The following is a 13,223-nucleotide window of genomic DNA, read 5'->3' on the forward strand; positions in this document are numbered from 1 at the left end:
CGCTCCGCCCGCAATCAGTGTCCGATGCGTCTTCGGAGAGCCTATGCGCACTCTCCGGATACACCGGAAGCACACCGTTAAATACAGCGAGAATGAGTAAATTGAGTACCCCGAATTTTGTGATCGGCCAACGCTGGATCAGTAACACTGAGCCTGAGCTGGGCCTCGGCATCATCACCGAAAACGACAATCGCAGAATCACCATCAGCTTTCCCGCCGCCACCGAGCAGCGCACCTATTCCGCCGCCAACGCGCCTTTGAGCCGCGTGCAGTATCAGGTAGGCGACAATGTCAGCGATAACGACGAGAGGAAATACACCGTAGCAGGGGTGATAGAGCAACAAGGCTATCTGGTATATGAGGCGCTTGACGACAAAGGCCGCAAGGTCGCGCTGCCAGAGCTGGAATTAAGTAGCTTCGTGCATTTCGTCAGTCCAAAAGACCGCCTGTTTTCCGGTCAGGTCGACAAACTCAGCAGCTATCTTCTGCGCCAGGAAACCCTTGGCTTTCAAACCCGCCAGCAGGCGACCCAGGGTTACGGCCTGATGGGCGCGCGAGTGCAGCTTCTGCCCCATCAGATGTACATCGCCAATGAAGTGGCGCATCGTCATGCTCCCAGAGTGTTGCTGGCGGATGAAGTCGGCCTGGGTAAAACCATCGAAGCGGGCCTGATCCTGCATCATCAGTTATTGAGTGGACGCGCTCAGCGCGTACTGATCGTTGTGCCGGAAAGTCTGCTGCATCAATGGCTCGTGGAGATGCTGCGCCGCTTCAATCTGCAGTTCAGCATCCTCGACAATGAGCGTTGCGAAGCGCTGACCGAGTCCGGCGAGGAAAATCCGTTTGAATGTTCTCAGCTAGTGCTCTGCAGCCTGAACTTCATCACTGACAATGATCAGTGGCGCGAACACGCCCTGAACGCCCAGTGGGACATGCTGGTTGTGGATGAAGCGCATCACCTGGAATGGTCCCCCGAGCAGCAAAGTCCCGCCTACAGTCACATAGAAGCGCTAGCCCAGAAAGCCCCCGGCTTGTTGCTGTTAACTGCAACGCCGGAGCAGTTGGGCCTGGAAAGTCATTTCGCGCGCCTGCGCCTGCTCGACCCCGCCCGCTACCATGATCTTGAGCGCTTCCGTGAAGAAGAAAGTCAGTATCAGCCAGTCAACGATCTAGTCAAAGAGTTGCTGGGAGAAACAGGCCCTTCGCGCCTGTTAGAGTCCAAGGACCTGCAGGCGAAACTGGCCGGCTATCTGGGACAGGAGGCGGTGGACGCGCTACTGAACGAACTAAAGCAGTTCGCAGTCGACGCCGATGAGGACAGCCTGGAAGAAGCCCTGCATCGAGTCGAACGCGCCATACGCAAGCTGTTGGATCAACACGGCGTAGGTCGGGTGCTTTTCCGCAATACCCGCTCCGCCATCAAAGGATTCCCTGAGCGCGTACTGCACTTACACGCTCTCCCTCAACCAGAAGAGCTGACCGCCCTGACAGGTTCCGCAAACCTGGAGCAACGTCTGCACCCCGAACGTTTGCTGGGCGCAGACTGGGTGAAAACCGACTCCCGCGTGGAGTGGCTGGCGCAATGGTTGAAGCAAAATCGCCTGGAGAAAGTGCTAGTGATCTGCGCTCACGCGGAAACCGCCCTGGATCTGGAAGATTTCCTGCGCTTGCGCGGCGGCTACCGTACTGCGGTATTCCACGAAGGCCTGTCTCTGCTGGAACGAGACCGCGCCGGCGCTTATTTCGCGGACGATGAATACGGCGCTCAGGCGCTTATCTGCTCAGAAATAGGCAGCGAAGGGCGCAACTTCCAGTTCGCCAGACATTTAGTATTATTCGACTTGCCGCAAAATCCAGATCTTCTGGAACAACGCATTGGTCGTCTGGACCGCATCGGACAGCGCTATGACGTGAACATCCATGTTCCGTTCTTCGAAAACTCAGCCCAAGAACGCCTGCTGCGCTGGCACAACGAAGGCATCAACGCTTTCAGCCGACCCTGCCCTGCAGGCGCGGCGATTTACCAGCGCTTTGCCGAGCGCCTGAAAAGTGAACTGGAGCAAACAGATGACCGGGACGAGTTCAATCAACTGATCGCCGATACACATCAATTCACGGAAGAAACGCTACAGGCGCTGCAACAGGGCCGCGATCCGCTGCTGGAGCTCAACTCCTGCGACCCGCTGAAAGCGAATGATTTGGTTGAGCAGATTGTAGATGACGAGCGACGCAAAGAGCTGGAAGACTACATTGAACGCATATTCAGCCAATATGGCGTGGACCAGGAGCAACACAGCGAACGCGCCTATATCTTCCGCCCCGGTGATCACATGCAGTGCACCCACTTCCCCGGGCTGCCTGAAGATGGAGTCACGGCCACATTCCATCGCGACTTGGCGTTAAGCCGCGACGACATGCAGTTTCTTACCTGGGAGCACCCCATTGTGACCGGCGCTATGGATATGATCCTGTGCGGCGAGTTCGGCAACACCGGGCTGTGCACCATCAAACTACCGCCGTTACAACCCGGCGCGCTGATGGTGGAAACCATCTTCCGCCTCAACTGTCCGGCTCCGAAGGCATTGCAGCTTTACCGCTTCCTGCCGAAAGAGCCGGTGCGCCTGCTGATCGACAGCAGCGGCAAAGAGCTGGGCAAAATCCTGACTGCCGCCCATTTGCAGCAGTTAGGGGAAAATGTGCCCAAGCGCACCGCTCAGGATCTGGTGCGTCATGCCCGTCCGCAAATAGAACCACTGATCGCCAAAGCGGAAAAAACCGCGGCGGCGCAGAAAAGCGAGCTGGTGGAGCGCTCTATCGCCATGATGCTGCAAACTCAACAAACGGAAATTGAGCGCTTGAAAGCGCTGGCGGAGGTGAATCCAAATATCCGTCAGGATGAGATTGATTTCCTCATCCAGCAAACGGAAACCCTGGAGAAATACCTGAAGGGGGCGCAACTGACATTGGACGCCGTACGTGTGGTGATCGCCACCTAAGGCGGCGACTTGCAGAGATGCACACCCGGCTGTTGGATCATTCCACAGCCGGGTTCTAACTGTTTACATATCGTCCCAAGCGCTTTTTAGCACTTCCAGCACTTCCTCAAAGTCCGCTTCCGCCGGATTGAAGATAATTGATCCATCATCCATCGCCACGTCTGCAATTTTTGGCAACAGATCCAGACTGACTTTGCCAGTTTCTTTCAGTGTTCGCGGTAGCTTACAACGCTCAAACAGCTCATCGCGCAGCTCCCTGATCGCCGCAACCGCCCGTCTCGCGCGTTGCTCCGGCGGCGTATTGGCGTATACTCGCGCCCCCGCCAACGGTAACAACAGTTCCGCCAGAGGCTCGCGAATTTTGCCTTTACGCAGGTTATATTCCAGCACATAAGGCAGGAACAAGCTCATGCACATTCCATGAGGCAGATGACAAATAACCCCCAACGCATGCCCCAATGCGTGCACCAAGCCGACCATTGAATTTGAGAAGGCAATGCCCGCCATAGTTGAAGCTTGCGCCAGTTCCAAACGACCCTGCGACGCCTTCGGGTTATCCATCACGTTCAGCAAATGCTCACTGATTTTCTTGACGGCGGAAAAAGCATAAGCGTCGCTAAGCGGATTTTTGGCCATGCAAGTGTAAGCTTCGACTGCATGGGTGAGAGCGTCCATGGCCGTGGCTGCGGTAATATGCGCCGGTAATGTCAGCGTCATGCGCGGATCAATAATCGCCGCATTGGGCAACAGGAAGGGAGATCCGAAAGGCAGCTTAACGCCTTTTTTCCGGTCGGCGATCACCGCTACCGAGGTGACTTCCGATCCTGTGCCAGCGGTCGTAGGAATCACAAAAAAGGGTTTGAGCGCACGTTTCAACACACCTGCGCCAGAGTACTTGGCCAGGTTGTCGCCTCCTTCAGAAACCAGGATGTTGACGGCTTTCGCGGTATCGATCACCGACCCGCCACCCACAGCGATAATAGAGTCCGCTCCCTGCTCGCGATACACGGCTGCGATATTGCGCACCACCTCCGTCGACGAGTCTGGCGGCACATCGTCAAAGATAGACGCCATCTCTACACCGCCCTCGCTGCAGGCAGTAATCACGTAATCCGACAACCCCACAGCGCGCACGCCTTTATCTGTAATCATCAACGGGTTTGATACACCCAGCGCGCTGAGTTCGAAAGGAATATGCTCCAGCGCAGCCTCGCCTGCGATCACTTTGACCGGGCAAAAAAACTCGTAATACCCTTTGCTCATACGGCTTTCCTCTGCTCAGACAAAAAATTGGTCGCTACGCGCAGATATATTCGCGCGCCCTGAATAAGTTTCTCCGGGAGTGTGATTGACGGATACTCCTTGATCGCCATCTCAGCCAGCAGTTTCGGCAATATAAAAGCTTCAAGACGGTTCAATGCGCGCACCATTCGCACTGCGCTGGAAATATCCCCATCCACGACCATACGATCATTGGCGAACGCAGTCGCTGTGCTTTCCTGAAATGAAAGCATGCGGAAGGCGTGTTCGATGTGTTTGATGTAGATGGTTAAGTCCGCTTCTCCATCAGAATCGGACAAAAATATAAACGAGCCATCCGCCGCTTTGCGCAACGCCAGCCCTGGACCGGAGGGCAGCACTTTCATGGCGAAAGTGAAGTTTTCCGGAAATGCCGACAACTCCCGCCGAATTTCATTATCTTCCTGGGAAATTGCCTGTAACGCGCGGCCAACCACCTGCATCATGGTCGCCACATACAGCCGTTTGGCGCGGCTGATCGTCTGACTCTTGAGTTGCTGAATTCTCACGCTCCACCCACCCTGAGTTGTTGTTATACCGCTGCTTGGCTATGCGTATTGCTACATCCGGACAAAACCGCATTTTCCGGGCAAGTCATAACGCAACAAGCGAGTTAGAGCTTTTACTCTAGACAGAAAGCCCGCTTCCGTCAATAGAAGGCCATGAAGCGCAGTGGAACTGACTTAAAGCCCTCCGCAATGAGTTCGCCAATAGGTTTCCGTAACCTCATCCAGTGGAAAGAAATGCTCAATGCGAATATCCCGAACAGTAATATCCAGTGGCGCGCCAAAGCTGGAAATCGTACTGAACATTCTTAACTTCACACCGTCCAGATTGATATTGAAGTTAATGACGGGACTATCCAGGCTCTCCAGATTGCGCTTTTTCCAGTCAGAAGGAATACCTTCGATACTCAGCAACGCCTCAATAAATGCGTCGTCTTCAGCAGACCCGGACTCCAGTATATGCTCCCTCCAAACTCGCTGTAACATGTGACAGGCCAGCACATCCCAATCATCGACAAAAGGCCGCAGCCCATCCTCCGCCAGGAAGACCTTCATGAAGTTAGGCGTTTCGCTGATGACCATACCCGCCGCGACAAGGCGCTGCATTAGAACCAACTGTGCGGCGTTCGCCTGAATCAGATTGTAATGTCGATCAAGCACAACGGCGGGATACGGCATATGGGACTTCATCAATTGCTCTAACGCCTTGCGCACTGGCGCCATGGAGGCAGCGTCCAAACGCCTTTCGCCAAATACCTGACTAAAACCCGCCAAAGTAAGAAGGCTATTGGTGGTCGACATATCCGCCCCCAATATCCGCGCCATATGCAACACCATCTCTCTACTGGGCTTAGATCTCCCCGTTTCCATAAAGCTGATATGTCGCGAAGACACTTCCGCCTCCAAAGAAAGCTCAAGCTGACTGAGCCGTCGCGCCTCTCTCAGCTCTCGTAACTTCACGCCAAATGCGCTCATAGATATCACTCCCAACGCTGATTTCAGAGAGCCTGCGCCCCCGCCCACCTCAATTTGGCCAATATGCCCGCCAGACGCAACTTTTCGCCATTACCTCAGAGGTAATTGTTTGGCTTTAGCTCCTGCTTCAAAAATAGACCCGCAGACACCTCAATCAGGAGAAAAATGTATGACTCAAGTAAGAAATCGCTCATTGCTGGCTAAAACCCTGTACGTGAATGCAGGCCTTTCATTGCTTCTGGCGGTTGATTTAATGCTGTTCCCAGACTGGTTCGCGGACAAGGTCGGAGGACTGGCGACGGAGATTTATGTTGGTTTAGGGGTGGGGCTGGCGATCTGGGCTGTAGATGTGTTTCTCGTAGCGCGCTCTCCCGCATGGCAGGATAAGTTCTCAAAGTGGATCGTTTATCTTGACTGGGCCTGGGTTTTGGCCAGCATACTGGTGGTTGCGTTATTCAGCAGCAATTTCTCAGGACTTGGACTCTTTCTGATCGTCGCCCTCGCACTGGCGGTAACCGTACTTGCGTTGCTGGAACAGTTCGCTATTGGCAGGAACGAGGCTTTAGGGACTGCCGGAGTCTGAAGCCGACCAAAAGTGAAAGACAGAAAGACAAAAGGCGCAGCCTCCCAGCCGCGCCTTTCGTATATCCCTATAATCCCTGACCGCTTCCTGCGGTTAAGACATCATCCTTGTTGCATCCTTGCTTCCCAATCCTTGGGAGTTCGCTTTCGTCTCCTTACGGTTCCCATATTACGGATTCATGGGACGCCACAAAATAAGCTTTCTCTGCTTGGTTTGTGAGACATTCGCCCAAGATCGAAGGAAGAATATCTCCACCCCAAAAAACAAAAGGCGCAGCCTCCCAGCCGCGCCTTTCGTATATCCCTATAATCCCTGACCGCTTCCTGCGGTGAAGACATCATCCTTGTTGCATCCTTGCTTCCCAATCCCTGGGTGTTCGCTTTCGTCTCCTTACAGTTCCCATATTACGGATTCATGGGACGCCACAAAATAAGCTTTCTCTGCCAGGTTCGTGAGACATTCGCCCGTGTGTCGTAAGACGATGCCGTTTTCCCTATATTACTCCCTTAAAACGCAAGAAGGCGCAGCATTCCTTGCTGCGCCTTGAGATTTGAACGCTTCCCTTGCCGATTCCTATGGCTATTCATCGTCCCTGTCGCTTCCTTTCCTCGCATCCTTACGTCCGTCTGTGCATCTTGCGTGTTAAATATTAGTAATCTTGAGAAGCGAAAAAAATACTATATGTCTGCTCTGTGTGTAGGAAATATCCTACATGGCAGAGAAAGCGTTTCAGCGGGTTTCAATCAACTGAGTGCAGGTGGACTCTGACTTGGGATTATTCAAATCCAGGCACAATCGCTTGCATCTGACGCTCGTCGCCACTGCTGGCTCGCTCTCGCAATCGAATGTCACCGCCACAGCTGCGCCGATCACGTCACCCACGCGATGCTGGTCGCCCTCAAAAAAGAGCGCCCCCGCGCCAGTTACATCAATTACCGCCCACTGCTGAGGCTTGTCTATCGCAAGAACAGTCGCATAGCCGGAGGAAAACTCCCCGGCGTTATAGAATTGCGGAGGTATGGCCCATTCGCCCTTGCTGTTAATGTATCCCCACAATTTATCTGAACGAGCAGGCGCCAGCCCATCAGAAAAGCGACCAGCGACATGAATCTTGCGCATCACTGAAGCAACCCGCAAACCTTGCTCATTAATAATCCAGCCGGGTTCCGTTATATCTTCACTCTCAGTCTCCACATAAGCCAGCCCTTCACTAAAGCTGGTGATGCGTGAAAACTGAGGGGCGAGAAGCAGACGGTCTTCATCCAAATTGAAGAACCCCCATTTACCGTTGTAATTGACAGCGACAATAGCGCTATAGGGCGTGATTTCTATACGGTCATAGACCAACGGAATTACAATTTCACCACTGTGATTAATCGCTCCGCATCCCAGGCGCCCCATCTGTCCAACAAGGCATACTTGCGCATAGGCGCCAATAAAACCCTCAACGCAATGGTCAAACCAGCGATCGCCAACCGGTAGCCCTTCCAGTGAGCGATAACGACAACGACCTTCTCGCAGCTCTTGCTCATACCCCATATCGAATTGGATTTTATCTTCGCAGCGAGACGCGCTGTCTTTGACTTCGCATTGCAGAGCGGAAACATCTACAACCGAAGGCGCCGCCCGTGCGACGCCTCCGAAGCAGACCACCAAGAACGCGCTCAATACAAGACAGAACAAAATCCTATTCAGCATGACTACACGCCCACCAGCGCAAGATTAATCCGACGATTGCCTTTGCCTTTATTTTCAATTTTTCCGATTAATACAGGACCAATTTCAGATGTATTCCTTACATGAGTTCCACCGCAGGGTTGTAAGTCGACGCCGTCCACACTCACCAACCTGACTTTTCCGGCCCCTCTTGGCGGCTGCACAGATAAGGTTCTGACCAATTCTGGCTGAGCGTCCAGCTCTTCATCTGTAATCCAACGAAAACTCACAGGATGATTCGCAGCGATTAATCCGTTAATTCTACTTTCCAGATCTACTTTGTCAGGAGAGTAATCCAGGTAGAAATCCAGGCGACCTTTGTCCGCGGATATATTGCCGCCAGTGACAGGCGCATCTATCAGAGAACACAGCAAGTGTAGACAGGTATGCATACGCATGTGGGCATAACGCCGCTCCCAGTCAATCCGAAGCGACACCTCCATTCCTTCCTTCAAGCCTTCCGAGCTATCCAGAATATGCAGGATACCCTCACCATCCGGGTCTTTTCGAACGTCTATCACTTTCCAGACGCGAGCACCCAGGCCTTCCAGTTCACCTGTATCGCCTGGCTGCCCACCACCTAGGGGATAAAATACCGTTCGGTCCAGTAATACCGCGCTTTCCTTGACCGCAACCACCCTGGCGACACACTCTGTGGCGTACGCGTCTTCTCTAAACAGCTCCTGCGTCATCATTATCACCCTGCGCTACTTATATACTTTTTGGTTTATTCCGTTCCCGAGCTTGCGCTTTAGCCCGAAAATCAGGGAGTTTTATCTTGAACCAACACCCAAGGCGCCACGACAACCGCCCAAAGCTCGTAGCTTTCATCATGCCAACGCTGTGCAGTCTCCGCCGATACACCGCCCAGCTCACCGGCTTTAATCCAAGCCTCCACTTTCTGCTTGTCATCTTGCGCTACCAACGACGCCGCCTCTATGAGGTCAAGCTGTGAAGACACCAGCACCACCTGACCTTTCGCATAGAAACGCTCCAGCTCCCGCCAGTTGATTCTCGCCGTATCAGACACCAGTTTCGCGCGCAACTCTTCCGCCGGAGACAAAGGCTCACCGGCTTTATTAATCTCAGTCATCAATCATTCTCTAATCAGTTAACTTTCAGAACGTCAGGCTCGCGGACATTATCAGAAATGCATGGAGCAATATCCACTTTCCCGGAAAGGTATGTTCCGGCCAAGTCTCAGCGCGGCGGCTGGCTACTCGGAATAATGAAATGAGCAATAAAGAAAAATCAAGAACTGCGAAATTGCGAAATATAGAAGGGAGTGAGAGGGAGTGAGCAGAATAGAAAGAAATGAACTAAAACAGCGTGGAAGAGAATTGAACCGATGAGTTAACGCCACTCCCCGGCAAGCTGCCGGGTGTGGCGTTTTTGTTGCGCGCGTTTGGCGCCAGCACTTTTTTCGTGAATCCCCCCTTTACGCATCAGAGGATTAATTGCGTGAGGATTTCTGGCTTTTACAATAGCCTTACGGCCAGCTTTTTTACTCATCTTTGCACTCTCCAAATAACCCAAGTTGGGCTTTACAGTTTTTGCTTATCCTTTGATACAGATAAGCTGCTTAAGTTCATGAACCACTTCAACCAAATCAGATTGATTCTTCATGACTTCGTCAATGTCTTTGTACGCTGAGGGTATCTCATCCAATACTCCTTTATCCTTTCTACACTCAACGCCCGCAGTCTGCCGTTCAAGGTCGTCGCGAGTAAAACGTTGACGCGCCTGCATACGACTCATCTTGCGGCCCGCGCCGTGGGAGCAGGAGCAGAAAGACTCCGGATTTCCCTTACCTTTCACGATGAAAGATCGGGCGCCCATACTTCCCGGTATAATGCCCAACTGCCCTTCCCTCGCACTGATCGCGCCCTTACGCGTAACGTATATGTCCGCGCCGAAGTGCCGCTCTTTTTGCACATAATTGTGATGGCAGTTGATCGCCTCACAAGTGGTCGTGAAAGTCGGCAGGAATGGCTGCATAGCCCTTAACGTCAGGCCAAGCATTTCCTGCCTGTTCACCCTTGCATATTCCTGGGCCCACTCTACAGCGTCCAGGTAGTCCGCAAAGTGAGGACTGCCTTCTTCAAAGTAGGCCAGATCCCTGTCCGGCAGGTTCGCGATATGCCGGGACATATCCTTACGTGCGCGCTCGATAAAATACCGCCCAATCACGTTGCCGATACCTCGGCTACCTGAATGCAGCATTACCCAGACATCCTGACTTTGATCGACACACACTTCTATGAAGTGGTTGCCACTCCCCAGTGTTCCAAGTTGTCGCACCCACGTTTGTTGCGCCCGCGGAAGCATTTTGCTTAGTTTCGGGTGCAGCTCAAGCAATCTATCCGCCCCTGACGCCAGCGTTTTGCAGGCCGCAAACCTGGACGAAACGGAAGAATGCGCACGCTGCCCGACAGGCACCGCTCGTTCGATAGCCGTCCGAATCCGGCTTAAATCGTCCGGCAATTGCGATGCTTTCAACGATAATCTGACGGCATTCATGCCACATCCTATGTCCACCCCTACAGCGGACGGAATAATAGCGCTACGCGTGGGGATAACAGATCCCACAGTAGCGCCAATCCCCACATGCACATCCGGCATAGCCGCAATGTGGGAATGAATGATTGGCAATCGCGCCAGGTTCTTCAGTTGGGACATGGCCTGATACTCTACTTCCGCAGTGAAAATCTTCACTGGTACTGAGCCAGTATCCCCAGATTTATTTAACTCAATAAAAACAGGCATAAAATTCCTGCGTCAACGCTAGTTATTAACATGGCAATGATATTGGCATGTTGATAATCAAGCGCAGGGATGCGCCTGCGCGGCGGCTAGCCGCGGGAGACAGACCCTGTCGAGACAAATAGAAAGAAGCTATTTGTCCGCCTGATTAATAACATGAGCGTTGACGTCCTTATAAAGTCTTACTTGTCTGCGCCTATAAGCGCCGATAATAAGACCTTCTACATGAAAATGAGCCTGAGCGAGGGTCTTAGAACGCAAAAACCCCGATCAACATCCGTCGACCGGGGTTTTCGTATGGAAGGGTCCCGGCTCGAAAGGCTCTATTTACTCGCCTTTCAAGCCAACGCACTTGAAAGGCTTCTAGTCTGATTTTTTGCTCTGACTTACCAACACTTTCAAATGCCTCCTTAAAATTAGATTTCTACGCGACTCTCTATCATTAAACAGCTTGTAGCTTTGGTTTTCAGCGAAAGCCGCTTAGCCGAAAACCGAGCGCGAGATGATACGACATGACTTCCCCCCGCGCAACCGCCGAGTTAGCCTGAATAGCTCGATGATGAATCCTTCGTTTATCTGTGCAAAACTCTGCTTTGGACGCCATGGAATCAGACTTAAGAAAGAAAAGGAGCCTCTAATGTTCGACTTATCTTCTGATGCCGCCCACTGGGCGCAATTGCTACTGCTGATGGGGGTCGCTTTCTTGGCTTATTACGTGCTGTTGTTTCTACTTGAGCAATGGACTATCCATCGAGGCAGGCTCAAACCCCTAAAAGATACCGGCTTGGACGACATTCGCCAACTGCGAGACCGCGGGCAGCTATACTGGGCTATCCGCCGCTTGCGCCAATTGAAACGAAAGACAGGCGTCCGGCTAACCTACGAGGATGCCTGGAAAGCCCTGAATGACCTGTAGTCAATTCATAGCTTTCTATTTCTTCCCAAATTCTCGTACTTCTGTCACAAACTGACGCTAAATGTCACTTTGGGTCAGACGCCCACAACAAAAAACACTCTAACCATTTGTTTTTATTGAATAAAAAATATTGGCACGCAAATAGCTTATTAGATGACAAGGATTTTTCTGGAGCGCGTAAGATGGCTAAATCGACAAAAGTTATCCACATCAGCAGTACCCGACCTTCGTCGGCGCTGAGTGCGCTCAACCGTATTACGGGGTTGGACTGGGGTAGAATGCCTAAATCACTGGTGAATGACATTGCTGACGCAACGGCTCAGCAAGAGTGTGAAGAGGACCCCCAACAGGCGCAACCCAGCCTCATGAATACCATGAAAGCCGGGTAACAAAAAGGGAATGTCTTAGGGAGATTCAGGCGGAGCGTTGGTTTGTCGCCGCCTGTTCGCTGGCATGGCGCTGTACGTAGAGCTCTTCAACCGCAAAAGTTTCACCATCCCGGGTTCCACCACAGCAGGCTTTCATATAACTAATCTCTCCTTGCACTTCCAGCGTTACACAGCCAGAAAGCATGGTTGAAGTGCTTGTGCTCAGTCTCGCCTCATCGACCATTACCGCAAACTCTCCACGATCATCGCGATACATGATCCACAAAGATACGGGCTGCTCTGGCGGCGTCAAAAAACGCAACCAAACAGCGGCATTGAATGTTTTCTTAACCTTGGGGGCCCGCTTTGGCGCAGGCGCTTCCGCTTTAGCGCTCTTACGCAGCATGCGTACAAAATCAAGCCGAGAGCCTTTGTCCAGCGATCTGCTTTGTTTCGACGGCTCCACGTATTCTGCACGCGGCACATCCGCCAAAACCTTCAACTTTAAAAATTTGCTTGGCATCGCCGAAGACATTCCCACCTCCTGTTCATCATTGCTCTACTTTAACCATTCAGCCATCGACAAAGAGTGAGCATTCTCCCCTGCAACCTGCCCATCAGCGCACACTTTTACCAAACAAAACATGTCGCAACAGAACGTTACAACCCTGTGTTATACTGCCTCCCCAATTATTGGAGAAATAACCATGTTGAAGGTAAATGAGTACTTTAACGGCAGAGTAAAATCCATCGCTTTCCAAACAGCGACTCTGCCGGCGACGGTCGGCGTCATGATTCCTGGAGACTATGAATTTTCCACCAGTCAGCATGAAACGATGACCGTTGTAAGCGGTGCCTTGAGCGCCAAGCTACCCGGGAGCGAAAGCTGGACGCGATTCAATGCGGGAGACCAGTTTGAGATACCGGCGAACGCCACATTTAATCTGAAGGTTGCAGTTGACACCGCTTATCTGTGCACTTACGGGTAAAAGCGTATTTACAGTAGCCGCCCAATACGCCCTAGGACACCCTTTTTTCATTTTGAAACAAGTCGTTAGCTAAGCCGGCAACATAGCAAAAATGAATTAGGGTTGAAATCGT

At 52.3% G+C, this 13,223-nt stretch carries 14 protein-coding genes; 5 read left to right on the forward strand and 9 right to left on the reverse strand.

Translation table 11 applies throughout. The annotated features are described in order from the left end of the window. Window positions 1–92: 92 nt before the first annotated feature. Window positions 93–2,996, forward strand: coding sequence for an RNA polymerase-associated protein RapA (gene rapA / locus AC2IBB_RS25560; protein WP_486329531.1), 2,904 nt, complete (start codon window positions 93–95; stop codon window positions 2,994–2,996). A 63-nt stretch (window positions 2,997–3,059) separates the two neighbouring features. On the opposite strand, the gene AC2IBB_RS25565 is transcribed toward rapA, so the two are convergent. From AC2IBB_RS25565 to AC2IBB_RS25575, 3 genes are all read right to left on the reverse strand, one after another. Next, window positions 3,060–4,259, reverse strand: coding sequence for an iron-containing alcohol dehydrogenase (locus AC2IBB_RS25565; protein WP_486329532.1), 1,200 nt, complete (start codon window positions 4,257–4,259; stop codon window positions 3,060–3,062). Beyond that, complete coding sequence (locus tag AC2IBB_RS25570; RefSeq protein ID WP_486329533.1) at window positions 4,256–4,804, reverse strand: hypothetical protein; 549 nt, start codon at window positions 4,802–4,804, stop codon at window positions 4,256–4,258. Before AC2IBB_RS25570 ends, AC2IBB_RS25565 begins: the two co-directional genes overlap by 4 nt. A gap of 174 nt (window positions 4,805–4,978) precedes the next feature. After that, a complete protein-coding gene (locus AC2IBB_RS25575; RefSeq protein WP_486329534.1) occupies window positions 4,979–5,776 on the reverse strand; it encodes a helix-turn-helix domain-containing protein in 798 nt (265 codons plus the stop codon). Between the two features lie 169 nt (window positions 5,777–5,945). Here AC2IBB_RS25575 and AC2IBB_RS25580 point away from each other — a divergent pair, with 169 nt between their 5' ends. Then, window positions 5,946–6,359 (forward strand): hypothetical protein, encoded by a 414-nt coding sequence (locus AC2IBB_RS25580; protein ID WP_486329535.1) that lies wholly within the window; start codon window positions 5,946–5,948, stop codon window positions 6,357–6,359. A gap of 729 nt (window positions 6,360–7,088) precedes the next feature. Here the strand turns inward: AC2IBB_RS25580 and AC2IBB_RS25585 are convergent. From AC2IBB_RS25585 to AC2IBB_RS25605, 5 genes are all read right to left on the reverse strand, one after another. Further along, a complete protein-coding gene (locus AC2IBB_RS25585; RefSeq protein WP_486329536.1) occupies window positions 7,089–8,057 on the reverse strand; it encodes a WG repeat-containing protein in 969 nt (322 codons plus the stop codon). A 2-nt stretch (window positions 8,058–8,059) separates the two neighbouring features. Next, a complete protein-coding gene (locus tag AC2IBB_RS25590; protein ID WP_486329537.1) occupies window positions 8,060–8,770 on the reverse strand; it encodes an alanyl-tRNA editing protein in 711 nt (236 codons plus the stop codon). Window positions 8,771–8,838: 68 nt separating this feature from the next. Continuing rightward, a complete protein-coding gene (locus AC2IBB_RS25595) occupies window positions 8,839–9,168 on the reverse strand; it encodes a DUF2288 domain-containing protein (RefSeq protein WP_486329538.1) in 330 nt (109 codons plus the stop codon). A gap of 260 nt (window positions 9,169–9,428) precedes the next feature. Further along, window positions 9,429–9,587, reverse strand: coding sequence for a hypothetical protein (locus AC2IBB_RS25600; RefSeq protein ID WP_486329539.1), 159 nt, complete (start codon window positions 9,585–9,587; stop codon window positions 9,429–9,431). A 45-nt stretch (window positions 9,588–9,632) separates the two neighbouring features. Further along, the gene (locus AC2IBB_RS25605) at window positions 9,633–10,841 is read right to left on the reverse strand and encodes an RtcB family protein (protein WP_486329540.1); all 1,209 of its coding nucleotides are present in this window, start codon (window positions 10,839–10,841) and stop codon (window positions 9,633–9,635) included. A gap of 634 nt (window positions 10,842–11,475) precedes the next feature. Between AC2IBB_RS25605 and AC2IBB_RS25610 the strand changes: the two genes are divergently transcribed. Next, window positions 11,476–11,754, forward strand: a complete 279-nt coding sequence (locus AC2IBB_RS25610; protein WP_486329541.1) for a hypothetical protein — start codon at window positions 11,476–11,478, stop codon at window positions 11,752–11,754. Window positions 11,755–11,936: 182 nt separating this feature from the next. Further along, complete coding sequence (locus AC2IBB_RS25615; protein WP_486329542.1) at window positions 11,937–12,143, forward strand: hypothetical protein; 207 nt, start codon at window positions 11,937–11,939, stop codon at window positions 12,141–12,143. A 25-nt stretch (window positions 12,144–12,168) separates the two neighbouring features. On the opposite strand, the gene AC2IBB_RS25620 is transcribed toward AC2IBB_RS25615, so the two are convergent. After that, a complete protein-coding gene (locus AC2IBB_RS25620) occupies window positions 12,169–12,657 on the reverse strand; it encodes a hypothetical protein (protein WP_486329543.1) in 489 nt (162 codons plus the stop codon). 172 nt (window positions 12,658–12,829) lie between these two features. Here AC2IBB_RS25620 and ppnP point away from each other — a divergent pair, with 172 nt between their 5' ends. Next, window positions 12,830–13,111, forward strand: a complete 282-nt coding sequence (gene ppnP / locus AC2IBB_RS25625; protein ID WP_486329544.1) for a pyrimidine/purine nucleoside phosphorylase — start codon at window positions 12,830–12,832, stop codon at window positions 13,109–13,111. Window positions 13,112–13,223: the final 112 nt, after the last annotated feature.

Source organism: Hahella sp. NS-SX17 (assembly GCF_057367735.1).

What these genes read in the sequence shown, in the direction of transcription:
- rapA (WP_486329531.1), top strand. Translation starts at nt 93, where the DNA reads ATGAGTAAATTGAGTACCCCGAATTTTGTGATCGGCCAACGCTGGATC.
- AC2IBB_RS25610 (WP_486329541.1), top strand. Translation starts at nt 11,476, where the DNA reads ATGTTCGACTTATCTTCTGATGCCGCCCACTGGGCGCAATTGCTACTG.
- AC2IBB_RS25605 (WP_486329540.1), bottom strand. Translation starts at nt 10,841, where the DNA reads ATGCCTGTTTTTATTGAGTTAAATAAATCTGGGGATACTGGCTCAGTA.
- AC2IBB_RS25590 (WP_486329537.1), bottom strand. Translation starts at nt 8,770, where the DNA reads ATGATGACGCAGGAGCTGTTTAGAGAAGACGCGTACGCCACAGAGTGT.
- AC2IBB_RS25585 (WP_486329536.1), bottom strand. Translation starts at nt 8,057, where the DNA reads ATGCTGAATAGGATTTTGTTCTGTCTTGTATTGAGCGCGTTCTTGGTG.
- AC2IBB_RS25600 (WP_486329539.1), bottom strand. Translation starts at nt 9,587, where the DNA reads ATGAGTAAAAAAGCTGGCCGTAAGGCTATTGTAAAAGCCAGAAATCCT.
- ppnP (WP_486329544.1), top strand. Translation starts at nt 12,830, where the DNA reads ATGTTGAAGGTAAATGAGTACTTTAACGGCAGAGTAAAATCCATCGCT.
- AC2IBB_RS25615 (WP_486329542.1), top strand. Translation starts at nt 11,937, where the DNA reads ATGGCTAAATCGACAAAAGTTATCCACATCAGCAGTACCCGACCTTCG.
- AC2IBB_RS25580 (WP_486329535.1), top strand. Translation starts at nt 5,946, where the DNA reads ATGACTCAAGTAAGAAATCGCTCATTGCTGGCTAAAACCCTGTACGTG.
- AC2IBB_RS25565 (WP_486329532.1), bottom strand. Translation starts at nt 4,259, where the DNA reads ATGAGCAAAGGGTATTACGAGTTTTTTTGCCCGGTCAAAGTGATCGCA.
- AC2IBB_RS25595 (WP_486329538.1), bottom strand. Translation starts at nt 9,168, where the DNA reads ATGACTGAGATTAATAAAGCCGGTGAGCCTTTGTCTCCGGCGGAAGAG.
- AC2IBB_RS25575 (WP_486329534.1), bottom strand. Translation starts at nt 5,776, where the DNA reads ATGAGCGCATTTGGCGTGAAGTTACGAGAGCTGAGAGAGGCGCGACGG.
- AC2IBB_RS25620 (WP_486329543.1), bottom strand. Translation starts at nt 12,657, where the DNA reads ATGTCTTCGGCGATGCCAAGCAAATTTTTAAAGTTGAAGGTTTTGGCG.